Source organism: Aeromonas sp. JL9 (assembly GCF_024436075.1).
GTDB classification, from domain to species: Bacteria; Pseudomonadota; Gammaproteobacteria; order Enterobacterales; family Aeromonadaceae; genus Aeromonas; species Aeromonas veronii.
In genome coordinates this window covers 1-25,643 of sequence record NZ_JANFNV010000025.1, presented here as the reverse complement: position 1 = coordinate 25,643, position 25,643 = coordinate 1, and the positions used below count along the sequence as shown (strand labels likewise).

The following is a 25,643-nucleotide window of genomic DNA, read 5'->3' as shown; positions in this document are numbered from 1 at the left end:
TGCCGTTGTTTGAAAAAAGGAAATCAAGCCGCCCAAAAACACAGGCCCGCCTCGAAAGAGGCGGGCCTGCTGCTGAGTGGGGTCAGGAGACATCACACTTTTGGCTGGTCGATCACCAATTTGCCATCTTTGACCGGAATGGTGGCGCCCGGGGCTTGCTTCATGCGTATCACCCCCTCCTGACCTGCGAGGCGATAGGTCACGTCATAACCTATGGTGTTGACGCTCGTATCCTGCACGGTTTTGCAGCGCTGCTCGGTGGTGGTGTAGGTATCGCCCGCCTGCATATTGCCCTGCACCTGATTACCGGCATAACCACCCGCGACAGCCCCGGCTGCGGTGGCCACCTTCTTGCCGCTGCCGCCGCCAAACTGGTGGCCAACCACCCCACCCAGCGCTGCGCCCACCACGGTACCGAGGATCTTGTGTTCATCCTGTACCGGCTTGCGGTGGGTCACGGTGACGTTGCGACACTCCTGTCGGGGAGTCTTGATGGTCTCGGTGATCGGCTTGCTGGCGATCACCTCGGCAAAGGTGGGCTGGGGTGTAAAGAGGGAGCCGCTGGCCGCCGCCGAGAGCGCCAGGGCCGAGGCGATGCCAATACCGATACCTGCCATCATGGATCTGTTCATCTTCTTGTTCTCCTGCATACCCACACGGGCTGTTCCAATCTGGCGCCATCTTGTCACAACCGGTTGGCCGGACAAGGCGAGGGGGATGGGTCTGCGACAGGCACTGGCAAGGTCAAAAAACAGCCACCATGAAAAAGTGTCGGACTTTGGCGACAACGGACTAAAAGTGACCAGTTTCCGGCGTGTGGTGGACTCTGCCAGTGTGATAAGGAGCAATTCGAGTCGCAATTTGCAAGGCGGGCGGTGAGCAGAATGCCAGAGTGGCAAAGTGCTGACGGGGGCAGGTCAAGGGAGATCTTGAACAAGGGCTCTGTTCGTTGAGATGGCCACGCAAGTGGTTGATAAATGGCTCCAGCCCCATCGGATGTTGGCCGATAAGAGATCACGGCAAGCATTTTGCTTTGATTGAGTTAAGCAAAGGGTGAGCGGGTCGGCAGACAACTGCGTAAGACCTGATATGAAGAGGTTCACCCGACATCACCGGATCAACGAGGGGGAGATATGTCAATGTTACCCAGCTGGATCACCCCGGCCATCCAGGCCAACATCATCACGGTGCAGCAGGCCGAACGTCTGCTCTCATCCCTCTACCGGCCCCTGGCCGAGCAGGGAGAGGAGCTTCCCGCCGATATCGCCGACATCAGCCTCAAGCTCTACTGCTTCCGCCAGCAGGGGCGGGTACGCCACTAACGATGATTGAGGTAAAGCCTTCGCCATTGGCGGGGGCTCGCTTGCCCGAACTCGCACCGAATACCTTTACCGCTCTTCCTCTAAGACGTTTTGCTAATACCTGCCGCCGCAGGCTCGCTGTTAGGCTGTCATCCCCATAAGAGACCAGTGACGGGCAGGATGCCCATGTCGCTTGCTGATCTCTGAATCATCCCGAAACTGCCCGTTTTGTGCCACCTGTGAGGAAGGAATCCGATGACAGTGCAGAACATCTATGAGCGCGACCTTGCCAAAACCGCCGCCAATTTCGAGGCCCTGACCCCCATCAGCTTTTTGGGGCGGGCGGAGCGGGTCTATCCCGACTATCCGGCGCTGATCCATGGCTCGCTACGCCAGAGCTGGGGCGAGACCGCCCGCCGTTGCCGCCAGCTTGCCTCGGCCCTGCGGCTTAGCTGTATCGGGGAGGGGGATACCGTCTCCATCGTTGCGCCCAATATCCCGGCGATGTTTGAAGCGCACTTCGGGGTGCCCATGAGCGGCGCCGTGCTCAACACCATCAATACCCGGCTCGATGCCGAGTCGATGGCCTTTATCTTCCAGCATGCCCAGAGCAAGGTGGTGCTGGTGGACAGGGAGTTTGGCGCCGTGGTGCGCAAGGCGCTGGGTCTGCTGGAGAGCCAACCGCTGGTCATCGCCATCGACGATCCCCTCTACCGGGAGGGGGCGCTTATCAGTGAACTGACCTATGAGGCCTTTATTGCCACCGGTAACGGCGATGAGCCTGGCTGGCTGCCGCAAGATGAGTGGCAGGCCATCTCCCTTAACTACACCTCAGGCACCACCGGCAATCCCAAGGGGGTGGTCTATCACCATCGCGGCGCCCACCTCAACGCCATCAACAACGTACTCTCCTGGGAGCTGCCCAAACATCCCGTCTATCTCTGGACCTTGCCGATGTTTCACTGCAACGGCTGGTGCTTCCCCTGGACGCTGGCGGCCACCGCCGGGGTGAGCGTCTGCCTGCGCCATGTGCAGGCTGCCACCATTTATGAGGCGCTGCACGAGCACAAGGTGAGCCACTTCTGCGCAGCGCCCATCGTGCTCAATATGCTCAATAATGCCGATCCGGCGCTCAAGCAGGGGCTGGATCACCCCATCAAGGTGATGACCGCTGGCGCTGCGCCCCCCGCCACCGTGATCGCCGGGATGGAGGCGATGGGGATTGCCGTGACCCACGTCTATGGCCTGACCGAAACCTATGGCCCCTGCGTGTTGTGCGAGCCGCAAAGAAGCTGGCAAGGTCAGGATGCCACGGCGCTCTCCCGTCTCAAGGCGCGGCAGGGTGTTGCGTCGCCTCTGCAGGGGGAGATGCGGGTTATCAATCCGGTCAGTGGCGAGCCGGTGGCCAAAGATGGCAAAACCATGGGGGAGATAGTGCTGCGGGGCAATGTGGTGATGAAAGGCTATCTGAAAAATCCGGCGGCCAGCGCCGAGGCGATGGCGGAGGGGTGGTTTCGCAGTGGCGATCTGGCGGTGTGGCACCCGGATGGTTATGTGGAGATCAAGGACAGATCCAAGGACATCATCATCTCCGGCGGGGAGAATATCTCCAGTCTGGAGGTGGAAGATGTGCTCTATCGCCATCCCGATGTGGACGAAGCGGCAGTGATCGCCATGCCCGATGAGAAGTGGGGGGAGGTGCCCTGCGCCTTCGTGAAACTGAAAGAGGGGCGAGAGACCACCCAGGCGGAGTTGATCGCCTTTTGCCGAGAGCAGATGGCTCACTTCAAGGCCCCCAAACGCATCATCTTCACCCCGTTGCCCAAGACCTCGACCGGCAAGGTGCAAAAATTCGTGCTGCGCAAACAGCTGGGGTAGCGGCCTTTTCGTCAGGAGCCAGCACAGCCATTCATAGGAGGGAGATACAAGGGGTCTGGAGGGCTGCTGGCCCTCCCGTTGTATGGCTAGGGAGCCTTGCAGGCAACGCAGTTGCGGCCGCTCTGTTTGGCCTGATAGAGCATCTGATCGGCGCGGGCGTAGAGGCTCTCCATCAGCTCCCCTTCGCCATTTTCCACCAGTCCGGCGCTGATGGTGATGACCAGCTTATCCCCATCGGGCAGGGGCAGCGGGCTTTGCATCACCTGCAGGCGCAGCCGCTCGGCCAGGGATGCGGCGGCCAAGAGGGTGGTGTTGGGCAGCAAGATGGCAAACTCGTCACCGCCGATGCGGGCCAACACATCTTCGCTGCGCAGCACCGATTGCATCACCCTGCCCAGATGCATCAGCGCGCTATCCCCAAGGGGATGCCCGAAGCGATCGTTGATGCACTTGAACTGATCCACATCCAGCACCATCAGCACCGAGGTGAGGTGGTGGCGCATGTCCAGACTGAGGTTCTTCTCGCACATCTCGAAAAAGAAGCGGCGGTTGTAGAGGCCGGTGAGGCCATCTCGTACCGACTGCTGGTGCAACTGCTCCTTGAGCTGGTGCAGTTCGGTAATGTCGGAGGAGATACCGATCAGGGTGGGGGTGCCATCCCCCAGCAGAAAGGGCACCTTGACCGACCAGTAGTAGTGCTGATTGCCTTCGGGATCGGTCAGCATCTCTTCCCCGGCTTGCAGCTCGCCGGTTTCGAATACCCGGTTGTCCAGTCGCCACAGCTGGCAGGCGCTGGCAGCCGGGATCACCTCATCATCGCGCCGATTGATGATCTGCTCGGCAGGAAGGCCCAGCAGGTCGGCGACCTTTTGGTTGACGTAGAGAAAGCGGTGCAGGCTGTCCTTCATATAGATATGGGCATCCACGTTGGCGAGGATGATTTCCAGCAGCTGATGCTGCTCGGCCATGCGGGCCTCAATCAGCTTGTGTTCGGTGATATCGGTGGAGATGCCGCACAGGCCGATCAGGTTGCCATCCTTGTCATGGATGGGCTTTTTAACGCTCCAGTAGCAGCGCTTTTCCCCAGTGGATTTGAGGTAGTTGATCTCCTCCTGGGCGATGGCGAGTTGCTGCTCCAGTACCAACCGGTCGTTGCGTTGAATGGTGTCGGAGAATTCGAGATCAAAAAAAGCCCGATCATCCTGTCCCTGCAACTCGGCGAGGGTGCAGCCAAAGAGATCCAGCACCGCCTGATTGGCATAGGTGTAACGGCCCGCCAGATCCTTGGTAAACATGTAGGCGTCCGTCTCGTTGAAGATGGCTTTGAGGTGATCCAGCTCATGCTGTAACTGGATAGAGAAGGGTTCATCCTTCATGGAGTTAACCATCCTTGGTTAAGGGCGTCGTTGTATACAGCGCTAATATATGTACCAACTGTTTAAATTAAGCACTTCACAGGCCATATTTCGCGTTTATTTCCGCAGGATCTGCGCCATGTCACACGATTGTCATCGTTGGTGTAGTCAAAGGAAATCAACTGAGTCCGTGGCTATTCAGATAACTGTCCCACCTATATCGGCCCGGCATCGTGGGCCAGCAGTAGAGAAATTGCCCGGCAATCAAATGCGCCACTCCGAGCTGCAGAAAGGGCAACAAACAGGTCTTTAATCAATCTATTTTCACTGTGCCCCTGATATCATCCTCAGCAACGCAATATGGAGAGATACGAGATGGCAGTGGCACCGTTTAAATGGGATGACGCAGTTCAGTGGGACGGGCCGGGGGCCATTGCGGGTAGCGAAGAGATCTTGAGTGCCGATCGGCTGGATCGCGCCCGCTATGCCGAGTTTCTGACCAACTACCTCGCCACCGAAGGTACGCAGCGCAACTATGTGCTTAACCTCAATGCGGAGTGGGGCGCGGGAAAAACCTGGTTTATCAAGCGCTGGTATATGGAGCTAAAAGCGTACTATCCCACCGTCTATATCGATGCCTGGCAGCAGGACTTTTCCGATGATCCTTTATTGACTGTGATTTCATCGATTATCGACCAGTTAAAAATGATTGCGGGAAAAGAAAACCCGATTCCAGAAGGAATGCGTCAGCGGCTGCTTGGATTATTTAAGGTCGGCGGTAAACTGGCGCTGAAAGCGGCAATCAAAAAAGCCGGGTTGGAGGATGAGGATTTTTCTCTGGAAGGGGAGGAAGCCAATCAGCTGGTAGATGCCTTATGCAGTAATCAGAAAGAGCGTTATGAATCTATCCAGTATCTTAAACAAGAGATACGGCAATGGGTGGAAGGTGCTGTTGTTTTAGGTAATGGAGAGCTGGATTATCCCGCTTTTATTTTGATAGATGAGCTTGATCGTTGTCGTCCCTCTTATGCTGTCGAAATGCTGGAGACCATCAAACATATTTTTGATATTCCCGGGGTGGTGTTTGTACTGGCAACAGATACAGAGCAGTTGCAACATGCTATCAAGGTCATTTATGGCGATGGTTTTGATGCAGAAAGCTATCTTGGACGATTTTTTCATAGACGATTTACGTTAGGCAGTATCTCTCGGCGAGAGTTTATTAAGCAGGCAGTTGTAGATAAAAAATTGCATTTTGAGTATATCAATGTATGGCCTGAGATCACTAATAGCCAAGCGTTGGTAAATGTATTAACTGCTGTTTGTGATCATTTTTCATTGAGCTTAAGAAAAACAGAGCAAGTGTTGGATCGAACGATCGCGTCCATCGTAAATTACCAAGGTCGCACATTAAATCTGATTTTTCTTGTTTACCTGTTCTCTCTATGCGAGAAAAACAATGGAGATTATCGCGCTGTAGCAGATGGTAAAATGTCTACAGCACATGGCATTCCAAAAGTAAAAGGGTTTACTGACCTAATAAATGAGTATGAGGACCAAAATTTCTCATGCCTGATAAAGGTAAAAAGTTCTATGGGTGAACAGATTAAAATAATAAATGATGGGTTGTATACAAATCACTTTGAAGATAAAGAGTATACTATTTCTTTAAGGCATATTTTATCTGCTTCATACCAAAACATGTTAAGACCAAACTCAAGTTATAATCACTCGACCTCACTTATAAAATTGATGAAAGAATTTTCTAATAGGGTTCGGGAGTTAACTATAGAGGAGAATTCAATTTTGGCAGAAAAAGAGTTGTCGCAATTGGAGCTTCATCTAATAACATATAAAAATTTAGTAGAGTTGGCTGTCCATCTTAAATAAATAAAGCCAGGAGATCCCGGCTTTATTATCAACTTATTTATTATGCCGCTCATAAAGCCGCTGCACCACATCTTGTAATCCCAGCCCTTCATTTTGTAGCAGCACGGTCAGGTGGTAGAGCAGATCGGCGGATTCGTTGATGAGCTCTTCCCGATCCTTGGCCATGGCGGCCAGCGCCACTTCGACACCTTCTTCACCCACCTTCTGGGCGATGCGCTTGGTCCCTTTGCCGTAGAGGCTGGCGGTGTAGCTGGTGGCCGGATCGGCCCCTTTGCGGGCTGCCAGGATCTGTTCCAGCTCTGCCAGAAAACCGAGCGGCGGCAGCGGGTGGCCATTAAAGCAGGAGGTTGTCCCTTTGTGACAGGTGGGGCCGACGGGGTTGGCGGCAATCAGCAGGGAGTCCTGATCGCAGTCGGTGCTGATGGCCACGAGTTGGAGCACATGGCCCGAGCTTTCCCCCTTGGTCCAGAGCCGCTGTTTGCTGCGGCTAAAGAAGGTGACCTGACCGGTGGTCTGGGTTTTTTCCAGCGCCTCGCGGGTCATAAAGCCCTGCATCAGCACCTCGCCGCTGGCGGCATGCTGGACGATGGCGGGGATTATGCCATCGCATTTTTCCCAGTCGAGCTGCTCGGCAAGGGGGCGCGCGCTGGCGGTTGTTTGTGGATTTTCAGAGAAGTTATTCACGGATGGCGACTCCTTCGGTTTTCAGCCAGCGTTTCAATTCGGGAATGGGGATAAGGCCCTTGTGGAACACGGAGGCGGCCAGCGCCCCGTCCACATCGGCGAGGGTAAAGGCATCGCGAAAGTGTGCCATGGCACCGGCACCGCCGGAGGCAATCAGCGGCACCTTGCAGACGCTGCGCACCTGCTTGAGCTGGTCGAGATCATAACCCTGACGCATGCCGTCCTGATTCATCACGTTCAGCACGATTTCGCCTGCGCCGCGTTTTTGTACCTCCTGCACCCAGTCGAGGGTGTGCCAGGCGGTGGTGCGGGTGCGGCTCTCGTCACCGGTAAACTGTTTGACCTGATAGTGGCCCGTCTCGGCGTCGAAGTAGGAGTCAATGCCCACCACCACGCACTGCACGCCAAAGCGCTCGGCCAGTCGGCTGATCAGAGTCGGGTCGGCAAGGGCCGGAGAGTTGATGGAGACCTTGTCGGCGCCAAATTCGAGGATCTGGCGGGCATCTTCCACGCTTTTGATGCCGCCGGCGACGCAGAAGGGGATATCGATCACCTCCGCTACCCGGCTCACCCAGCTCTTGTCTACTACCCGGGCATCGCTGGAGGCGGTGATGTCATAGAACACCAGCTCGTCAGCGCCCTCTTCGGCGTAGCGGCGGGCCAACTCGACAATGCCGCCCATCACCTCGTGGTTGCGAAACTGCACCCCTTTGACCACCACGCCATCTTTCACGTCGAGGCAGGGGATAATGCGTCTTGCCAGCATCAGTTGCCTCCTCTGGTATCAGATGCGGGGGCTTGCCAGCAGGCGATGGCGTCACCCACCGAGAATTTGCCCTCCAGCAGGGCGCGGCCAAGGATGATCCCCTTGACGCCGGAGCCCTTGAGCGCCTCGATATCCGCGATGCCGCCAATGCCGCCGGAGGCTTGAAAGGCGACGCTCGGGTAGCGGGCGCAGAGATCCCGATAGAGCTCGACGTTGGTGCCAGCCAGGGTGCCGTCACGGCTGATGTCGGTGCAGAGCACATGCTTGAGCCCGGCGGGGAGGAAGCGCTCGATCAGTGCCTCGATGGTCACTCCGCTGTTCTCCTGCCAGCCCGCCACCGCGATATGGCGATTGCCCTGCTCATCGATATTGACGTCCAGCGCCAGCACGATTTGCTCGGGGCCATATTTCTCCATCCAGCTGGCCACCAGATCCGGAGATTTGACCGCGGTGGAGCCAATCACCACCCGGCTGGCACCGGCGGCCAGCAGATCTGCCACATCCTGCTCCGTGCGAACGCCGCCGCCGACTTGAACCGGCGCTTCGGTGGCCGACAGCAGTTGGGTCAGCAGGGGCAACTGGCGAGCCTTGGCATCTTTGGCACCGTCCAGATCCACCAGATGGAGCTGCACCGCACCCTGGGAGACATATTCATCGAAGCGCGCCTGCGGGCTGCTGCTGTATTCAGTCTTCTGGTCGTAGTCCCCCTGATAGAGACGGACCACCTGACCATTGATCAGGTCAATTGCGGGAATGATCATGCTAGTCACAGCTCCAGAAAATTTTGCAGCAAACGGGCACCGGCTGCGCCTGAGCGCTCCGGGTGGAATTGGGCGCCGAAGAAGTTGTCACGACCGACGATGGCGGTAAACGGCTTGCCGTAGTCGCAGGTCGCCAGCGTCGCTTCGGTCACTTCCAGTGCATAGGAGTGAACGAAGTAGAAGTAACTGCCGCTCGGGATCCCCTTGAGCAGGGGATGGGTCTCGTCATGCTCAATCTGGTTCCAGCCCATATGGGGCAGCCGCAGATTACCGACCTCCATCAGCCGGATCTTGCCCGGCACTATGCCAAGGCAGTCGATAAGCTGCTCTGACGAGTCATCCGTACCCATGTTCTCTTCGGAGGCCTCAGCCAGCATCTGCATACCGAGGCAAAAGCCCAGCAGCGGCTGCTTGGCGGCGCGAATAAGGGGCACTAGTCCGCGCTCGTTGAGGTTTTTCATGGCGGCCACCGCGGTGCCGACACCGGGCAGGATCAGCTTGTCCGCCTGCTCGATATCGGCGACCTGGCTTGAGACTAGCGGCTGCACGCCGAGGCGCTCGAACGCCATTCTGACCGAGGCCAGATTGGCACAGCCGGTGTCGATAATGACCAGTTTTTGATTGTTCATCGTGCCTTACCCATGTCGATTGGCGAGATCCGCACCATCAATACGGTGTCGATGATGGTCGGTGTCTGCTTGCTCACATCCATCACAGCACTCCCTTGCTGGAGGGAAGCTCGCTCCCTTCCACCCGAATGGCCTGACGCAGGGCGCGGCCAAAGCCTTTGAACAGTGCCTCCACCTGATGGTGGGTGTTGCCGCTGCCCACCTTCATCTGCAAGGTGATGGCCATGGCGTCCGAGAGGGAGCGGAAGAAGTGGGGCACCATCTCGGTGGCCATCTCGCCCACGTTGTCGCGGCCAAAGCCGCTCGGGCAGTCAAACACGAAGTAGGGGCGGCCGCTGAGATCCAGCGCTGTGCTGACCTCTTGTTCGGTCAGTGGGCGCGCATCGATCACCGCCTGTACCTCGTCCATCGCCAGCACGAAGCCGAAGCGGCCGATACCGCGCTTGTTGCCAAGGGCCTGACGCAGCGCCTGACCGAGGGCCAGCCCCACATCCTCTACCGTGTGGTGATCGTCGATATGCAGATCGCCGCTGACGTTCAGCTTGAGCTGGAAACCGGCGTGGGTGGCAATCTGATCCAGCATGTGATCAAAGAAGCCGATACCGGTGGCGATCTGGTTGCCGCCGCTCTTGTTTGTTGCGGAAGGGTCCAAATCCACCGCAACCTGAATGCGGGTCTCCTTGGTGTAGCGCTCCACCGAGGCTACGCGCCCCTTGGACAACAGCTGATCACGGATGGCGAGCCAGTCGTGATCCTGCGGGTGGTAGCGAATACCGCCAATGCCCATGTTCTCGGCCAGCTGCAGATCGGTCAGGCGATCACCAATCACGAAGGAGTTGGCAAAGTCGATGCGACCGGAGGCGAGGTACTCTTTCACCAGCCCGAGGTGGGGCTTGCGGCAGCTGCAACCGTCGGTGGGGAAGTGCGGGCAGATCAGCACCTGTTCCCACTTCACCCCTTGCGATTCAAACAGGTGCATCATCAGGTCGTGGGGGGGCTGGAAGTTCTCCAGCGGCAGGCTGGCAGTGCCCAGCCCATCCTGGTTGGTCACCATCACCAGCACGTAGCCGGCGGCCTGCAACTCGCGCAGTACCGGAATGACCATGGGTTCGAAGCGCAGCTTGGCGAGGCTATCCACCTGCTTGTCGGTCACCGGCTCTTCAATCAGGGTGCCGTCGCGGTCGATAAACAAAAACGGGGTCTTCATCGCTACATCCTTGTTTTAAAGAGAGGGAGAGGGCAGATCACGCAGTACCGCCAGCACGGCATCCATCTCGCCCTGATAGCCGATGGTGACGCGAATGCTGTTATCCAAGCCGGGTTTGGTCGAGAAATCCCGCAGTATGATGCCGGCGGCCTTCATGGCAGCAAAGACGGCGGCGCCATCAACAAAGCGCACCAGCACGAAGTTGCCCTTGTCTTCAAATACTTCCTTCACGCAGGCAAGCGTTGCCAGCTCTGCCTTGAAGGCGGCTTTTTGTTTGTTGAGCTCTATCACTCGCTCTTGCATCAGCTCCAGCCCCATGGGGGAGAGGGCCTGCGCCGCGATCTGGGCGATAGGCTCGGGGATGGGATAGGGGGCGATCACCTTGGCCAGCATGGCGATCACCTCTGGGCTTGCCAGCGTAAAGCCGCAGCGGATCCCCGCCAGAGCAAAGGCTTTGGAGAGGGTGCGGGTCACCACCAGATTGGGGAAGCGGGCCAGCAGGTCCACCACGGACGCTTCCGGGCAGAACTCGATATAGGCTTCGTCCACCACCACGATGGCGCGATCCCGCGCCTTCTCCAGCAGGGCAATAAGTCCATCGCGCCCCACCAGATCCCCGGTGGGGTTGTTGGGGGAGCAGAGAAACACCAGCTTCACGTCACTGAGGCGATCAGCGATGGCAGGCCAGTCGGGCTGGCGGCTGGCGGTCAGCGGCTGCTCGACGATGCCGACGCCACAGGTCTCGGCGCTGATGGCGTACATGCCGTAGGTGGGCGGGCAGATGAGGATCTGATCTTCACCCGCTTCGCAGAAGGTGCGAATAAGCAGCTCGATGGCCTCATCGGCGCCGCGGCTCACCAGCACCTGATCGGGATTGACCCCGGCGTAGGCGGCATAGCCGTTCACCACCTCGGCCGGTTGGCACTCGGGGTAGCGGTTGAGGCGGCTCCCCTCGATGGTAAAGGGATAGGCCTGTGGCGCCTCATTGGCGTTGAGCCAGACGTGGCCCTTGCCGCCGATGCGGCGAGCGGATTGATAGGGGGTGAGGGCCCGCACCACGCGGCGCGCCAGATTGGCAATGCTCATGACAAATCCTTCTGCTGTGCTGTTGGTTGGGGTGCGGCGGCCAGGGCGTTCAATCTCAGCGTCACGGCATTTTTGTGGCCATCGAGCCCCTCGGCCTGGGCGATGCGCTCGACAATGGGGCCAAGGCCGCGAATACCTTCGGCGCTCAGCTCCTGCACCGTGTAGCGGCGCTGATAATCGGCGAGGCCCAGGCTCGAGCAGGTGCGGGCATAGCCATAGGTGGGCAGGGTGTGGTTGGTGCCGCTGGCGTAATCGCCGACCGATTCCGGTGTCCATGCTCCGAGAAAGATGGAGCCAGCATTCTCAAGCTGGTCCAGCAGCTCGCGTGGGGCGCGGGTCTGCACAATCAGGTGCTCCGGCGCATAGGCGTTAGAGATGGCACACGCCTCGGCCAGATCGTCACAGAGGATCACCAGACTGCTGCCGAGCGCCTGGGCGGCGATATCGCGGCGGCTCAACTTGGCCAGCTGGCTCTTGATTTCCCCTGCGATGGCATCGGCCAGCAGCGGCGAGGTGGTCACCAGCACTACTTGGCTGTCGGGGCCATGCTCGGCCTGGGAGAGCAGATCCGCTGCCACGAAGGCCGAGTTGGCGCTCTCGTCGGCAATCACCAGCACCTCGGAGGGGCCAGCGGGCATGTCGATGGCGGCGCCGCGCCAGTCGCGGGATACCTGCCCTTTGGCTTCGGTCACATAGGCGTTGCCCGGGCCGAAGATCTTGTCCACTTTGGGAATGCTTTCGGTGCCGTAAGCCATCGCCGCGATGGCCTGGGCGCCGCCGATGGCGAACACCTTCTCGACGCCGCAGGCGCGGGCGGCAAACAGGATCTCGTCGCTGGCGGGGGACGGGGTGCAGAGCACCACTTCACGGCAACCGGCGATAGCAGCCGGAATGGCCAGCATCATCACGGTGGAGGGAAGCGGCGCGCTGCCCCCCGGCACATAGAGGCCGACCCGACTGATGGGCTGGGTACGCAGCTCGCACACCACCCCGGGTTGGGTTTCCACTCTTACCACCGGCTGCACTTGCGCGGCGTGGAAGGTGCGAATATTGGCAATGGCCGCTTCGATGGCGCTCTTGATGTCGTTATCCAGCCGCGCGCAGGCGGCTTCAATTTCAGCCTCGCTAACGCGCAGCTGCTCACGGGGGGTGCGCTCGAAGCGCAGGCTCAGCTCGCGCAGGGCCTCATCGCCACGGCTACGCACCGCGGCGATGATATCCCGCACTACGGCGCCAATATCGGCCTCGTCATTGAGGGCGGGCCGAGTCAGCACGTCGGCCTGCTGGGCAGGGGAGAGGGTCTTCCAGATCAGGGTCTGCATGATGTCCCTTCCTTATTCCATCATTTTTTCGATGGGCAGCACCAGAATGGAGCTGGCACCCAGAGCCTTGAGCTGCTCCATGGTCTCCCAGAACAGGGTCTCGCTGGAGACGACGTGCAGGGCCACCTGATTGGTGTCACCGGCCAGCTGCATGATGGTGGGACGTTCGGCACCCGGTAGCAGGTCGGTGATGGCATCGAGCTTGTCTTTGGGGGCGTGCAGCATGATGTACTTGCTCTCGCGGGCCTGCTGCATCCCCTGAATGCGGGGCAGCAGTTTGTCGATGAGCTGCTGCTTGGCATCGGACAAGGGGTTGGGGGCCTGTACCAGTACCGCCTTGGAGCGGTAGATCACCTCTACCTCTTTCAGGCCGTTAGCTTCCAGGGTCGCGCCGGTGGAGACCAGATCGCAGATGGCATCGGCCAGACCCGCACGGGGTGCCACTTCCACCGAGCCGCCCAGCATCACGCTCTTGAAATTGAGCCCTTTTTCGTCAAAGAAGCGCTTGAGCAGCCCGGGGTAGGAGGTGGCGATGCGCTTGCCGGCCAGGCACTCTGGCCCTGTGTAGGTCACATCTTCCGGCACCGCCAGCGAGAGGCGGCAGCCACCGAAGTCCAGCTGCTTGAGGGTTTTGACCTCGAAGGGCAGTCCCTGTGAGGCACGAATAAGCTGCACCTCTTCCAGCACGTTCTCGCCGATGATGCCAAGGTCGACCACTCCTTCCATCACCAGCCCCGGGATGTCGTCATCACGCACCCGCAGGATATCGATGGGCATGTTCTCGACATGGGCGATAAGGCGCTGCTCGCGCAGGTTGATCTTGAGGCCACAGCTCTTGAACAGGGCTTGGGAGTCCTGGCTCAGACGACCGGACTTTTGCATGGCGATACGAAGACGTTGTGTTTCCATTGCTCGATTTCCTTCTAGTCAAAAACGAAAAAACCCTCGGAAGTGGGTGCTTCCGAGGGTTTATGAATCTTGCGGTCCTTTTGGAAGTCACCAGTTAAGTGTCTTCCAGCAGTCAACCTCCTGAAAGACTAGTCGGGATGATGATGGTGGTGATGAGTCTTCAGGGTGGTGAACTTCATGTAATCAATCCTTTACAAAATAAGATGTCGTAATTGACGCCTGATTTAAACTACCTGCCTTGACAGAAAATGCAACCCGAAATTGTGATTTGATCGATTAAAGTGGCGAAAACGGTTTTCTGGTCGATAACTAGACAATAACCCCTGCAGGAGTCGCCATCATGCCCAGCCAGGACCTGTTGTTCCCCATTTTGCCCCGGGCACCCGCCGCGCCCGGCAGCGAAGAGATCAAGCGGGAAGTGAATCAGATCAGCAAAAAGCACCAGCTGCGCAAGACCAGCACTGACAACAGTGACTCCCAGCAGCGCCAGCAGGCGTATAGCACGCCCGCCAAGCGTGATCAGCCCAAGGCGGAGGAGGACGATCACAAGCCGGACCCCGAGCATCAGATCGATCTGTTCGTCTAGGCAGATTATCTGTCCCGCTTTTGCCGCGCTTTTGGCATAATGGCCGCTTTTGCTGCGGGACGCCCTTTTGACCATCCAGACCCTGTTCAAGCCAGATGGCCCTCTGGCCAGCCATATCGACGGTTTCAAAGCCCGCGCTCCCCAACTGGAGATGGCCGAAGCGGTCGCGCGCGCCATCAAGAGTGGTGGCCGTCTGCTGGTGGAGGCAGGAACCGGTACCGGCAAGACCTATGCCTATCTGGTTCCTGCGCTGGAATCCGGCAAGCGGGTGGTGATCAGCACCGGCTCCAAGAACCTGCAGGAGCAGCTCTTCTATCGGGATCTCCCGACCATCACAGGGGCGCTCTCCTACACCCCGCCGGTGGCCCTGCTCAAGGGGCGCAGCAACTATCTCTGCATCGAGCGTATGAACCGGCTCTTGAGCGAATCCCATCTGCAAAAGCCTGAAATCCTGAACGATCTGGTGAAGGTCAAATCCTGGTCCACCGCTACCGATAACGGCGATGTGGGAGATATTCCGGGATTGCAGGAGAACGCCGAGATCCTCGCCCACGTCACCAGCACCAACGACAACTGCCTCGGTCGCGACTGCCCCTATTACGACGATTGCCATCTGGTGGTGGCTCGACGCCGCGCCATGGATGCCCAGGTGGTGGTGATCAATCATCACCTCTTCTTCGCCGATATGGCGGTGAAAGACACCGGATTTGGTGAGTTGGTGCCGGAGGCGCAAGTCTATGTGTTTGACGAGGCGCACCAGCTGCCGGAGATCGCCACCAACTACTTCGGCAAGTCGGTAGGCAGCCGAACGATTCAGGATCTTGCGCAGGATATCCAGCTGGCCTATCGGGCCGAGGCCCACGACATGGCCCAGCTCGGCAAGGCGGCGGACCGGCTCGCTATCGCCAGTCAGGATCTGCGTCTGGCCTTCGGGGTGGATGGCGGTCGCGGTAATACCCGCGACATGCTGCGCCAGCCGCTCTGGGGGCAGGCACTGGCTCGTCTTAACGATGCCATCGGGCTCTGCTATGAAGTGCTGAAGCTGGCGCTGGGGCGGGGTGAACAGCTGGATCACGCCTTCGAGCGCATCAGTGAACTGCGCACCCGCTTGGGTGAAGTGCTGGCGGTCAACCAGACCGGTTTCTCCTACTGGTACGACTGCTCGCGGCTTCATTTCACCCTCAATCTGACGCCGCTCTCGGTGGCCGAGCGATTCAGTGCCGAGGTGCAAAGACCGGAAGTGGCCTGGGTCTTCACCTCCGCTACCCTGACGGTGGATATGCGGTTTGATCACTTCAAGGCCGAGCTGGGGCTGGCGGGCAGCGCCGAGCTGATCCTCGACAGTCCGTTCGACTATGGCGAGCAGGCGCGGCTCTGTGTGCCCCGCTATCTGCCGGAGCCCAACGCCTTTGGCCGTGGCGAGCAGCTGGCCAATCTGATGATCCCCCTCATCAACAAGACGCCGGGGGGCTGTTTCTTCCTCTGTACCAGTCATCAGGTGATGCGTCAGGTGGCCGAGGTGCTGCGCCGGGAGATTGGCCGCACCGTCTTGTTGCAGGGGGAGGACAACAAACAACGGTTGCTCAAGGAGTTTGTCGAGAATGGCCGCGCCGTGCTGGTGGCAACCAGCAGCTTCTGGGAGGGGATCGACGTGCGAGGGGCGGCGTTGTCGTGTGTTATCATCGACAAACTGCCGTTTGCCAGCCCTGATGATCCGCTGCTTAAGGCGCGGGTGGATGATTGCAAACTCAAGGGGGGGGATCCCTTCGCCGAGCTGCAGTTGCCCAAGGCGGTGATTGCCCTCAAACAGGGGGTGGGACGGCTTATTCGTGATCGCAGTGATCACGGGGTGCTGGTGATCTGTGATCCACGAATGGTCAACAAACCTTACGGCGCCACCTTTATCAAGAGTCTGCCCGCCATCCCCCGTACCCGGGAGTTGGGAACGCTGGGGCGTTTTTTCGATCGCACTGAACGCGGTGAATAAGTGTGCCGCCAGCTAACAGATTTGAACAACGGGTGAGCGTATCTCGCTTGCCGGTTATGTAATTGACTGATTTTATAGAGATTGGAAAGCATGAACGAGTTGAAGATCCTGGCAGTTGATACCGCCACCGAAGCCTGCTCCGCCGCCCTGCTGGTGGGTGACAAGCTGTTCTCCCGCTGGGAGGAGGCGCCACGGGATCACACCCGAAAAATCCTTCCCATGGTTCAGGCTGTGTTAGAGGATGCCGGGATAAGTTTGAGTGACCTCGATGCCATCGCGTTCGGTCGCGGCCCGGGCTCCTTTACTGGCGTGCGGATCGGTATCAGTGTGGCGCAAGGTCTGGCGTTTGGTGCGGGTGTGCCGCTGATTGGCATCTCGACCCTGGCCGCCATGGCGCAAGGCGCCTATCGACTGGATGGCGCCCAGCAGGTGCTGACCGCCATCGATGCGCGGATGAACGAGGTCTATTTCGGCCGCTATGAGCTGATTGATGGCCGCATGCAGCTGGTGGGGGACGAGGTGGTGAGCGAGCCCGCGGCACTGGTTGACGTCCGTGGCAAGCTGGCGGGCCCTGTGACCTGCGTCGGCACCGGTTTTGAAACCTATGGCGAGACCCTGAGTGGTCTGGCCGATGAGCTGGCGGAGAGTCAGGTGCGCTTCCCGGCGGCAGAGGACATGCTGCCGCTGGCCCGCGCCGCCTGGCTGGCGGGGGAGGCGGTACCGGTTGAACAAGCAACGCCGGTCTATTTGCGTGACAAGGTGACCTGGAAAAAACTGCCGGGTCGCGAATAAGGGCAGGAGCACTGACGTCATGTCGCTCTTGCCGCTCATCAGCTGCAATATAAGCGGGTGGCCCCTACGGGCCACGCCGGCAACAGGAGAGTGACATGATGCGTAATAGCAGAAGCGACATGATGAAACGCACTATGGCGGTCGGGGCGCTGGCCCTGCTGCTCGGGGCCTGCAGCTCGGTTCCTAAAGAGCTGGCCTATGAGCCAGAAAACCAGCTGGTGGCCTATCAGCCCGCCCTTGGCGGGATGGAGGGCAAACCGGCCCGCTGGAGCGGCGTTATCTCGGCGGTGCACAACAAGGCGGATCAGAGCGTCATTGAAGTGGTCTATTTGCCGCTCAAGTCCAACGGCGTGCCGGAGCAGACCGAGCAGAGCCCGGGCCGTTTTCTGGCCATCATGAAGGGCTTTGTCGACCCGACCCTCTATGCCAAGGGGCGCAGCCTGACTGTGCTTGGCACCATAGGCAAACCGGTTGATAGCCAGATTGGCGAGCACAAGTACCGCTTCTCTGTGCTCAATGTGACGGGCAGCAAGCTGTGGCCGCCAGTCAAAGAGGTGGAGGTACGCTATATGGACCCCTACTTCTATGACCCCTTCTATGATCCCTTCTGGCCGAGACGGCCGCTGCGTCGCTAAGGCTTGCCATGATCAAGAGCATCAAAAGCACTCTGCACGAACGTCTGCTCACCTTGGCAGATGGTCGGCAGGTGGCCCTGCTTGAGAATCAACTCGCGGATCAGGCTCAGCAGGGCAAACCCCTGCTGATTGCCCTGCACGGCTGGCTCGACAACGGTGCCAGCTTCTTGCCGCTGGCGCCGCATCTGGGAGATTTTCACCTCATCTGTGTCGATCTGCCGGGGCACGGTCACTCCGATCACAAGACCACCCCTTATGTTTTTGTCGACTGGCTGGACGATCTCTACCAGATCGTGCAGGCGGTGGGCTGGTCACGCTTCACTCTGCTCGGTCACTCCCTCGGGGCGTTGATCGCCTCGGCCTATGCCGGGGTGTTTCCCGAACAGGTGGAGCGGTTGATCATGCTGGAGGGGCTGGGCCCGCTCAGTCAGCCCGATGAGGAGGTACCTGCCCAGCTGCGACGTGCGATTTTAAACCGCAGTCGCACCCGGGAGCGCAGTGCTAACGGCTTTGCTTCCATCGATGAAGCTGTCGCCGCCCGTTGCAAAGTGGCGGATATCACGCCGCAGGCGGCGCGCCTTATCTGTGAACGGCAGCTTGAAGAGCGGGCAGGGCGCTGGTACTGGCGCAGCGACCCCCGTTTGCGGGATCTTTCACCCCTGAGAATGAGCGAAGGACAAGCTCGGGCATTGATGGCGGCTATCCGTTGTCCGGTGCTGTTGATTCAGGGGGAGCAGGGATTTGTTGCGCTTGAAGCCCAATGGCAGTCCCGTCAGGATGCCTTCCAGCAGATCGAACGGGTCATATTGGGTGGAAACCATCATTTTCATATGGAAAATTCGGTTGATACGGCCGTTTGTATCGTAAAGTTTTGTCAAGTTCGGTAGAATCGCCAGCTTTCAATAATTCCAGGTTTGTTTTCTCCCTCACATTTTTCTGTTGTTAATTTGCTGTTAATTGATGTTGCGCTGTGTAAATATGAGCGGCATTAGAGCATCAGCTTAAAACAACCGATTAAAATGGATGTGAACCGGGACGGAGGCAACACAGTGAGCGCACAGGTGCTAGTTATGCAGGAGAAGTTTGTGGAAAAAGTCTGGCTGAAACGTTATCCGGAAGGGGTCCCCGCCGAGATCAATCCAGACCAATACAGCTCCCTGGTCGAGATGTTCGAATCCTCGGTGACCCAGTTTGCCGATCAGCCCGCCTTCGTCAACATGGGCCAAACCATCACCTACCGCCGTCTGGAAGAGCAGTCCCGCGCCTTTGCTGCCTACCTGCAAAACGAGCTGAAGCTGGAGAAAGGGGATCGGGTTGCGGTGATGATGCCTAACCTGCTGCAATACCCCATCGCCGTGTTCGGCATTCTGCGCGCCGGCATGATCGTGGTCAACGTCAACCCGCTCTATACCCCGCGCGAGCTGGAGCATCAGCTCAAAGATTCCGGTGCCAAAGCCATCGTCATCGTCTCCAACTTCGCCCATACCCTGGAAAAAGTGGTCTACGACACCCCGATCAAGCACGTTATTCTGACCCGGATGGGGGATAACCTGGGGCTGGCCAAGGGCACCCTGGTCAACTTCGTGGTGAAATACGTCAAGAAGCTGGTGCCGAAATACAATCTGCCCCACGCCACCACCATGCGTCAGGCCCTCTCCAAGGGGCGTTTCCTGCAGTACATCAAGCCGGAGATCACCAACGACGATCTCGCCTTCCTGCAGTACACCGGTGGCACCACCGGCCTCTCCAAAGGGGCCATGCTGACCCATCGCAACATGATAGCCAACGTCGAGCAGTGCCTCGGCGTCTACGGCCCCATGCTGGAGCGTGGCAAGGAGTTCGTGGTCACCGCGCTGCCGCTCTACCACGTCTTTGCCCTGACCGTGAACTGCCTGCTCTTTATGCGTATCGGTGGTTACAACCTGCTGATCAGCAACCCGCGCGATATCCCGGGTTTTGTCAAAGAGATCAAGAAGTATCCCTTCACCTGTATTACCGGGGTCAACACCCTGTTCAATGCGCTGGTCAACAATGAAGAGTTTCAGGGGATCGCCTTTGACAAGCTCAAGCTCACCATCGGCGGCGGCATGGCAGTGCAGCGCGCGGTTGCGGAGAAGTGGAAGACACTGACCGATACCCCGCTGCTGGAAGGCTATGGCCTGACCGAGTGTTCGCCACTGGTGAGTGTCTGCCCCTACGATCTGACCGATTACAACGGCTCCATCGGTCTGCCGGTCTGCTCTACCGAGATCCGTCTGGTGGATGACAACGGTCAGGTGATCCACGCTCTCGGCACCCCCGGCGAAATGCAGGTTCGCGGCCCGCAGGTGATGGTGGGCTACTGGCAGCGCCCCGAGGCGACCGCCGAAGTGATGCAGGATGGCTGGCTCTGTACCGGTGATATCGCGGTGTGCGACGAACAGGGCTTCTTCAAGATCGTTGACCGCAAGAAGGACATGATCCTGGTCTCCGGTTTCAACGTCTATCCGAACGAGATCGAAGATGTCGTTGCCCTGCACCCGAAAGTGCTGGAAGTGGCCGCCGTCGGTGTGCCGCACAAGGTCTCCGGCGAGCTGGTGAAGATCTTTGTGGTCAAGAAAGATGCAAAATTGCAGGAGGACGAGATTATTGCCCACTGCCGCAAACATCTGACTGCCTATAAGGTGCCGAAACTGGTAGAATTTCGTGACGAACTTCCCAAGACCAATGTGGGCAAGATCCTGCGCCGCGTACTGCGCGACGAGGAGATTGCCAAGCAATAACCGGACTGCGGCTGCAGAATCTTCTGCAAACCAGCGCCGTCGTTATGCAAAACCGTGGGTCATCCCACGGTTTTTTCTTTTTGGCCCTGATCAACCGCGCAGGCACAGATGCACTATCAACTTATCACTCAGCAAGACGAACTTGAGCAGTATCTCGCTTCTCTGGCCGACGTTCCCCTGGCTATCGATACTGAATTCGTTCGCACCCGTACCTACTACCCCCAGCTTGGCCTGTTCCAGATCTATGACGGCGAGCATCTGGCGCTGCTGGATCCGCTGACGCTGGATCTCTCCGCCCTCTGGCAACGACTGGGCAGGGAAGGGCAGATCGCCATCCTGCACGCCTCTGGCGAAGATCTGGAGCTTATCCAGCATCAGGCGGGCCACCTGCCCAACCAGATGCACGACACCCAGCTTGCTACCGCCTTTCTCGGTTACGGCGTCTCGGTCGGCTTTGGTGCGCTGGTGAACGAATTCCTTGGGGTCGAGCTGGAAAAAGACCAAGCGCGCACCGATTGGCTGGCCCGCCCGCTTACACCGCGTCAGCTCGAATACGCGGCGGCGGATGTCTTCTACCTGATGCCGCTCTACGAGAAAGTGATGGCCAAACTGCGGGAAAGCGGCAAGTTTGCCTGGTTCGAGCAGGAGTGCCAGAACCACTCTGCCCGCAAGACCCAGGGTAGCGATCCCCGTCAGGCTTATCTTGACATCGTCAACGCCTGGCAACTGGGTCGCCGCGAGCTCGCCATTCTGCGCGAGCTGGCCGCCTGGCGCCAGCAAGAGGCGGTGCGCCGGGATCTGGCCCTCAATTTTGTGGTGAAAGAGCTGCACCTGTTCAAGGTGGCGGAGCGTCGTCCTGCCTCCCTGCGGGATCTCAACGAGCTCGGCCTCTCGCCCATCGAAATCAAGATCCACGGCAAGCGGATGCTCGATATCGTCGCCAAGGCGCAGCAGAGCGATCCTGACAGCTGGCCCGAGCCCATTCGCCGGCTGGTGGACTTCCCCCAGTACAAGGCCGAGCTCAAACGCATCAAAGCCATGGTGGAAGAGAAGGCCAAGGCGAGCAATATTCCGCCCGAGCTGATTGCCAGCAAGAAGATCATTCACCAGTACTTCACTTGGAGCTGGCGGATGAACGACGAAGAGCGGGCCCGCAGCGACAAGCCGATGCTGCTGCAAGGGTGGCGTTATGAGCTGGTAGGTCACCTGCTGGCACAATAAGCCACCAGACGGTTGCACCTATAAATCAATCCTCACCCTCGGGTGGGGATTTTTTATTGGACGAAAGCTAGAAATGGGTTCGCCGATCGAGGGGGGTATTGCGGTACCATATTCCAGTCAAGCCACCGTATCTACTGGATAGGAAACAGGAAAATGCAATTTATCCCCAATGGCCCAGATATCCCTAACGAGCTGCTGCATGCCCATGAAGAGGGACGTGTGTTGTTTTTTTGTGGGGCGGGCATTTCCTATCCAGCGGATTTGCCTGGATTCAGAGAGCTCGTTATTAGGATGTCAAAGTATGCAGGTGAGCCATTAGATAAGTCTGAGCAAGAAATGGTCACACAGGGCGGGCTTGATCGCGCAATCGGACATTTTGAGAAGCGCATTCAAGGCGGGAGAGCTGCGGTACGTCGTGGTTTACCATCCTGCCTGACTGCTGATTTATCAAAGCCACGAGCTCTCACTACTCATCTTGCTTTGCTGACTCTTGGCAAGGATAAAAAAGATAACCTGAAACTCGTTACCACTAACTTCGATACCTTGTTTGAAAAGGCGGGGAAATCCCCGATAACCATTCATCAGGCCCCACCCTCCCGATCCCGTTGGAATGGAGTGGTGCATTTGCACGGACGTATGCCAGATTCAGCCTCAGAAGAAGACCTTGATCAGCTGATCTTGTCTGATGGCGATTTTGGACAGGCATATCTTACTGAAGGTTGGGCAGCTCGGTTTGTCGCTGGCCTATTCAGAGATTACACACTCTGTTTTGTGGGTTACAGCATTGACGACCCTGTACTGAGATATATGACGGCGGCCCATGCATTGGATGGTAAGCAGCAGGTTTTTGCTTTTGCATCTTATAAAGACGGTGAATTGGAGAGCACGAAGCAAAAATGGCAAGAAAAACACGTCGTTCCCATTATGTATAACGATGCAAAAGATCATCACAATTTGCATCAGACTTTGCATGAATGGGCATCAATATATAGCGATGGGGTTATGGGCAAGGAACAGATCGTTGCTCGTTATGCCGATCAGCAGCCCAACGACAGCTCGCCACAGAACGACTTTGCCGGGCGAATGCGCTGGGCGTTATCTGACCCCTCGGGATTACCGGCCAAACGCTTTGCTGAGTTTACGCCAGCACCTTCATTGGCATGGCTACCCGCTTTGGCTGAGCCCTGTTTTGGCCATGCAGATCTTTCCCGCTTCGGGGGGCAGGCCACGCCCCATCAAATGACAAATCATATCGCGCCCTTTAGCCTGCTTAGCCGCCCAGCGCCCTATCAGCTTGCTGCCAAGATGCAGTTAGCATGCAGCCATCACGATCAAGGACAGTGGGATAAGCTGATGTTCCAGTTGGCAAGCTGGCTAGTTCGCTATCTCGATGATCCCGACTTATTGCTGTGGATTATCGAGCAAGGGGGGCCGCTCCATGGCACGTGGCAGCAGCAGATTGAGTGGCAGTTAGATTACTTGGCTAGGTTGGATCGAGAGGGGAGCGAGTCGGCGTTAGCGCTCATTCGCAAAGATTCCCCCAAGGCTATCCCACGGCCCATGATGCGTACTTTGTGGCAGTTGTTGCTCGCGGGGCGGTTAACATCCTCTTCAGTATCACCAGTGGTAGAACGCACCTTGACCCACTGGATTGATCAATTGACTTTTGAGCCACCGACGGCCACCCAGCGTTTGAGGCTGCGCCAACTGTTGGCGCCCACGCTGATGGTGAGGCAACCCCCAACCTTTATGGATCAGCGTGAGCATGCTGACATGCCAAAGCGCTTAAAGCGATTCCTTAATAGCGAGTTGGCGCTGGCGACCGAGCAGGTTAGTTCGCTCTTACACCATGTTGCCAATGAGCGCTGGGTAGCGGCGCTGCCGCAGCTGCTCGATGAGTTTCAAGGGTTGTTGCAGGATGCCTTGGATTTGTTGCATGAAATCGGGGAGGCTGATGAATACTATGCTCGTTCCGAGTTTGCGCTGCCCTCCATTGCTGCGCATCCGCAAAATCACGGGCTGTACGAGTGGGCGACCCTCATCGAACTACTACGGGACGCATGGTTAGGTGTTCTAACCGCAGATCCTTTGCGGGCAGCTGGTATTGCGCAAGCGTGGTTTGCGATGCCTTATCCTGTGTTCAAACGCCTTGCGTTATTTGCCGCCAGCCACGAGGGCACGATTGTGCCCACAGTTTGGGTCGGGTGGTTGTTGGCAGATAATGGGCGCTGGTTATGGTCAGAGGAGCTAAGGCGTGAAGTATGTCGGCTGCTGGCAAAACAGGGGGTGAGGCTGGCAGATTATGCCGACGCGCAAGCAAGGTTGGAGTCGGCGATATTGGCTGGTCCCGCAGATCTATCCACACAGCCAAATGGGCCAGATAATGAGTCAGAGGCAAGGTGGTTGCGTTTAGCCAAGTTACACCACGCAGGACTTGTTTTGGGTCTGGCGGCGCAAGCTCGCTTGAATGAGTTAGCTGCGCAACATCCCACATGGCGATGTGCGGATAATCAATATGAAGAGTTCCCTCACTGGCTAAATAACGTTCCAGTTTCTGACAGGTTGTATGGCAGACATAGCGAACAAGCGCCCAATCGACGTCGTCAACTGATGTCATGGCTGCAACAGCCCACGTCTAAACATGATGCGTATCAGAGCCATGGTGATAATTGGCGCGAACTCTGCCGCCAGCGGTTCTCGTTGAGTTTTTGCGCGTTATTGGCACTTGCCAGAGAGGGGCAATGGCCAACGGAGCGTTGGTCGCAAGCATTGGCGAGTTGGCATGAACGTGCAATGGCTACCCGCTCTTGGCGATATGTGGCCCGACTGATTAGACAGATGCCCGATGATGTCGTGAAAGAGATCATTGAGGCTCTGAGTCACTGGATATTTTTCGTTGTGAAAGCAACCAAGAAGAGTCGTCCTCACGAAGCGATTTTGCTAACCCTTTGCGCGCGGATCATTCGCCTTGGTCCGCAGTCGAGCCAGGTGAAGGAGTTTAGCCCAGATGTTGGGGAGCATGATGATGCGCTGAGCGAGGCGATCGATGAACCGATTGGACGCATCACAGAGTGCGTGTACCACGTGTGGCTGAGGCGACAGCCAGCAGATGATGGGCTGCTGCCCAGTGATATTCGGTCCCTGTTCACCGAGATATGCGAGTCCACCTCTGGGCCATTTCGCCATGGCCGAGTGATACTCGGCGCTTATTTGGCCACCTTGTTTCATATCGATCGTTCTTGGACTGAGCACTGGCTATTGCCGCTGTTTGATTGGGAACGATCCCCAGAAGCGGGCGCATTGTGGCAAGGTTTTCTGCACTCCCCACGTTTGCATCCTTCGTTACTGATTGCTATTAAAGCGCCGTTTCTGGCGGGTGCCACTCACTATTACAAACTTGGCGCTTGCCGCCTGCAATATGCGGCTTGCCTAACCGATGTCGCATTAGATAGACCGGAAGAGTACCAAGAGGCAGAGATGCGAGCGGCGATCGCGCAGCTGCCACCTGAAGAATTACACCTAGTGGCACAGAAGCTTTACCTAGCCATTGATAGCGCAGGGGAGCAGCGAGAGATCTATTGGCAGCGTTATGGGCTGCCCTTTTGGCAGCATATATGGCCTAAAGATAAAACCGGGGCGACGTCAGAGGTGGCGTTAGAACTGAGCCGTATGGCTATTGCGGCGGGAGGGGAGTTTACAGCTGTGCTGGCGAAGGTGCAGGATTGGTTATTGCCGCTGCATTCACCTGATCGGGTGGTGAGTGCGCTATATCATTCAGGATTGTGCCAGCAACAGCCTGATGCGTATTCCGGCGAAGTTGAACAGCCATTCCGGCCAACGTGAACACCCTGATCCTTAACGCGCTCACGTCA

21 protein-coding genes and 1 other annotated feature are annotated in these 25,643 nt (G+C 57.8%); of the genes, 11 read left to right on the top strand and 10 right to left on the bottom strand.

Going from position 1 to position 25,643, the window contains the following annotated elements:
- Positions 1-92: 92 nt before the first annotated feature.
- On the bottom strand, positions 93-632 hold the full coding sequence (locus NOM06_RS16010; RefSeq protein WP_026035120.1) for a glycine zipper 2TM domain-containing protein: 540 nt from the start codon (positions 630-632) through the stop codon (positions 93-95).
- A gap of 501 nt (positions 633-1,133) precedes the next feature.
- Between NOM06_RS16010 and NOM06_RS16005 the strand changes: the two genes are divergently transcribed.
- On the top strand, positions 1,134-1,322 hold the full coding sequence (locus NOM06_RS16005; protein ID WP_005345660.1) for a hypothetical protein: 189 nt from the start codon (positions 1,134-1,136) through the stop codon (positions 1,320-1,322).
- Between the two features lie 234 nt (positions 1,323-1,556).
- Positions 1,557-3,179 carry an acyl-CoA synthetase gene (locus NOM06_RS16000; protein WP_255912314.1) on the top strand — a complete coding sequence of 541 codons (1,623 nt, stop codon included), beginning with the start codon at positions 1,557-1,559 and terminating at the stop codon, positions 3,177-3,179.
- An 86-nt stretch (positions 3,180-3,265) separates the two neighbouring features.
- On the opposite strand, the gene NOM06_RS15995 is transcribed toward NOM06_RS16000, so the two are convergent.
- A complete protein-coding gene (locus tag NOM06_RS15995) occupies positions 3,266-4,555 on the bottom strand; it encodes a sensor domain-containing diguanylate cyclase (protein ID WP_255912312.1) in 1,290 nt (429 codons plus the stop codon).
- A gap of 354 nt (positions 4,556-4,909) precedes the next feature.
- Between NOM06_RS15995 and NOM06_RS15990 the strand changes: the two genes are divergently transcribed.
- Complete coding sequence (locus NOM06_RS15990; protein WP_255912311.1) at positions 4,910-6,424, top strand: P-loop NTPase fold protein; 1,515 nt, start codon at positions 4,910-4,912, stop codon at positions 6,422-6,424.
- A 33-nt stretch (positions 6,425-6,457) separates the two neighbouring features.
- On the opposite strand, the gene hisIE is transcribed toward NOM06_RS15990, so the two are convergent.
- The 8 genes from hisIE to hisG form a co-directional block, all read right to left on the bottom strand.
- The gene (gene hisIE, locus NOM06_RS15985) at positions 6,458-7,108 is read right to left on the bottom strand and encodes a bifunctional phosphoribosyl-AMP cyclohydrolase/phosphoribosyl-ATP diphosphatase HisIE (RefSeq protein WP_255912310.1); all 651 of its coding nucleotides are present in this window, start codon (positions 7,106-7,108) and stop codon (positions 6,458-6,460) included.
- Positions 7,101-7,874 carry an imidazole glycerol phosphate synthase subunit HisF gene (gene hisF / locus NOM06_RS15980; RefSeq protein WP_236288023.1) on the bottom strand — a complete coding sequence of 258 codons (774 nt, stop codon included), beginning with the start codon at positions 7,872-7,874 and terminating at the stop codon, positions 7,101-7,103. The genes hisIE and hisF overlap by 8 nt, the downstream gene beginning before the upstream one ends.
- Positions 7,874-8,635, bottom strand: a complete 762-nt coding sequence (gene hisA / locus NOM06_RS15975) for a 1-(5-phosphoribosyl)-5-[(5-phosphoribosylamino)methylideneamino]imidazole-4-carboxamide isomerase (protein WP_255912309.1) — start codon at positions 8,633-8,635, stop codon at positions 7,874-7,876. The genes hisF and hisA overlap by 1 nt, the downstream gene beginning before the upstream one ends.
- 5 nt (positions 8,636-8,640) lie before the next feature.
- The gene (gene hisH, locus NOM06_RS15970) at positions 8,641-9,264 is read right to left on the bottom strand and encodes an imidazole glycerol phosphate synthase subunit HisH (RefSeq protein ID WP_255912308.1); all 624 of its coding nucleotides are present in this window, start codon (positions 9,262-9,264) and stop codon (positions 8,641-8,643) included.
- 82 nt (positions 9,265-9,346) lie between these two features.
- Positions 9,347-10,471, bottom strand: coding sequence for a bifunctional histidinol-phosphatase/imidazoleglycerol-phosphate dehydratase HisB (hisB, locus tag NOM06_RS15965; protein WP_255912307.1), 1,125 nt, complete (start codon positions 10,469-10,471; stop codon positions 9,347-9,349).
- Positions 10,472-10,486: 15 nt separating this feature from the next.
- Positions 10,487-11,557: a histidinol-phosphate transaminase gene (hisC, locus tag NOM06_RS15960; protein WP_255912306.1), complete on the bottom strand. Its 1,071-nt coding sequence runs from the start codon at positions 11,555-11,557 to the stop codon at positions 10,487-10,489.
- Positions 11,554-12,879 (bottom strand): histidinol dehydrogenase, encoded by a 1,326-nt coding sequence (gene hisD, locus NOM06_RS15955; RefSeq protein ID WP_255912305.1) that lies wholly within the window; start codon positions 12,877-12,879, stop codon positions 11,554-11,556. Before hisD ends, hisC begins: the two co-directional genes overlap by 4 nt.
- 12 nt (positions 12,880-12,891) lie before the next feature.
- The gene (gene hisG / locus NOM06_RS15950) at positions 12,892-13,788 is read right to left on the bottom strand and encodes an ATP phosphoribosyltransferase (RefSeq protein ID WP_255912304.1); all 897 of its coding nucleotides are present in this window, start codon (positions 13,786-13,788) and stop codon (positions 12,892-12,894) included.
- Between the two features lie 28 nt (positions 13,789-13,816).
- Positions 13,817-13,941, bottom strand: a sequence feature (His leader region).
- A gap of 187 nt (positions 13,942-14,128) precedes the next feature.
- Between hisG and NOM06_RS15945 the strand changes: the two genes are divergently transcribed.
- The 8 genes from NOM06_RS15945 (at position 14,129) to dsr1 (ending at position 25,614) form a co-directional block, all read left to right on the top strand.
- A complete protein-coding gene (locus tag NOM06_RS15945) occupies positions 14,129-14,374 on the top strand; it encodes a hypothetical protein (RefSeq protein ID WP_005352171.1) in 246 nt (81 codons plus the stop codon).
- Positions 14,375-14,441: 67 nt separating this feature from the next.
- On the top strand, positions 14,442-16,361 hold the full coding sequence (locus NOM06_RS15940; protein WP_255912303.1) for an ATP-dependent DNA helicase: 1,920 nt from the start codon (positions 14,442-14,444) through the stop codon (positions 16,359-16,361).
- Positions 16,362-16,451: 90 nt separating this feature from the next.
- Complete coding sequence (gene tsaB, locus NOM06_RS15935) at positions 16,452-17,153, top strand: tRNA (adenosine(37)-N6)-threonylcarbamoyltransferase complex dimerization subunit type 1 TsaB (protein WP_162517663.1); 702 nt, start codon at positions 16,452-16,454, stop codon at positions 17,151-17,153.
- 119 nt (positions 17,154-17,272) lie between these two features.
- Entirely contained in the window at positions 17,273-17,788 is a 516-nt protein-coding gene (locus NOM06_RS15930) for a Slp family lipoprotein (RefSeq protein WP_255912341.1), read from the top strand.
- An 8-nt stretch (positions 17,789-17,796) separates the two neighbouring features.
- Positions 17,797-18,675, top strand: a complete 879-nt coding sequence (locus NOM06_RS15925; RefSeq protein WP_255912301.1) for an alpha/beta fold hydrolase — start codon at positions 17,797-17,799, stop codon at positions 18,673-18,675.
- Positions 18,676-18,873: 198 nt separating this feature from the next.
- A complete protein-coding gene (fadD, locus tag NOM06_RS15920; protein ID WP_085942148.1) occupies positions 18,874-20,550 on the top strand; it encodes a long-chain-fatty-acid--CoA ligase FadD in 1,677 nt (558 codons plus the stop codon).
- Positions 20,551-20,658: 108 nt separating this feature from the next.
- Complete coding sequence (gene rnd / locus NOM06_RS15915; protein ID WP_255912299.1) at positions 20,659-21,771, top strand: ribonuclease D; 1,113 nt, start codon at positions 20,659-20,661, stop codon at positions 21,769-21,771.
- 153 nt (positions 21,772-21,924) lie between these two features.
- Positions 21,925-25,614, top strand: a complete 3,690-nt coding sequence (gene dsr1 / locus NOM06_RS15910) for an anti-phage defense-associated sirtuin Dsr1 (protein WP_255912297.1) — start codon at positions 21,925-21,927, stop codon at positions 25,612-25,614.
- Positions 25,615-25,643: the final 29 nt, after the last annotated feature.

Bases quoted from the DNA above. Each gene is read 5' to 3' on its own strand.
- NOM06_RS15995 (WP_255912312.1), bottom strand. From the start codon at position 4,555: ATGAAGGATGAACCCTTCTCTATCCAGTTACAGCATGAGCTGGATCAC.
- NOM06_RS16000 (WP_255912314.1), top strand. From the start codon at position 1,557: ATGACAGTGCAGAACATCTATGAGCGCGACCTTGCCAAAACCGCCGCC.
- hisA (WP_255912309.1), bottom strand. From the start codon at position 8,635: ATGATCATTCCCGCAATTGACCTGATCAATGGTCAGGTGGTCCGTCTC.
- hisG (WP_255912304.1), bottom strand. From the start codon at position 13,788: ATGGAAACACAACGTCTTCGTATCGCCATGCAAAAGTCCGGTCGTCTG.
- dsr1 (WP_255912297.1), top strand. From the start codon at position 21,925: ATGCAATTTATCCCCAATGGCCCAGATATCCCTAACGAGCTGCTGCAT.
- NOM06_RS15930 (WP_255912341.1), top strand. From the start codon at position 17,273: ATGATGAAACGCACTATGGCGGTCGGGGCGCTGGCCCTGCTGCTCGGG.
- hisB (WP_255912307.1), bottom strand. From the start codon at position 10,471: ATGAAGACCCCGTTTTTGTTTATCGACCGCGACGGCACCCTGATTGAA.
- hisC (WP_255912306.1), bottom strand. From the start codon at position 11,557: ATGAGCATTGCCAATCTGGCGCGCCGCGTGGTGCGGGCCCTCACCCCC.
- hisH (WP_255912308.1), bottom strand. From the start codon at position 9,264: ATGAACAATCAAAAACTGGTCATTATCGACACCGGCTGTGCCAATCTG.
- NOM06_RS15990 (WP_255912311.1), top strand. From the start codon at position 4,910: ATGGCAGTGGCACCGTTTAAATGGGATGACGCAGTTCAGTGGGACGGG.
- rnd (WP_255912299.1), top strand. From the start codon at position 20,659: ATGCACTATCAACTTATCACTCAGCAAGACGAACTTGAGCAGTATCTC.
- hisD (WP_255912305.1), bottom strand. From the start codon at position 12,879: ATGCAGACCCTGATCTGGAAGACCCTCTCCCCTGCCCAGCAGGCCGAC.
- NOM06_RS16010 (WP_026035120.1), bottom strand. From the start codon at position 632: ATGAACAGATCCATGATGGCAGGTATCGGTATTGGCATCGCCTCGGCC.
- NOM06_RS15945 (WP_005352171.1), top strand. From the start codon at position 14,129: ATGCCCAGCCAGGACCTGTTGTTCCCCATTTTGCCCCGGGCACCCGCC.
- tsaB (WP_162517663.1), top strand. From the start codon at position 16,452: ATGAACGAGTTGAAGATCCTGGCAGTTGATACCGCCACCGAAGCCTGC.
- hisF (WP_236288023.1), bottom strand. From the start codon at position 7,874: ATGCTGGCAAGACGCATTATCCCCTGCCTCGACGTGAAAGATGGCGTG.
- NOM06_RS16005 (WP_005345660.1), top strand. From the start codon at position 1,134: ATGTCAATGTTACCCAGCTGGATCACCCCGGCCATCCAGGCCAACATC.
- NOM06_RS15925 (WP_255912301.1), top strand. From the start codon at position 17,797: ATGATCAAGAGCATCAAAAGCACTCTGCACGAACGTCTGCTCACCTTG.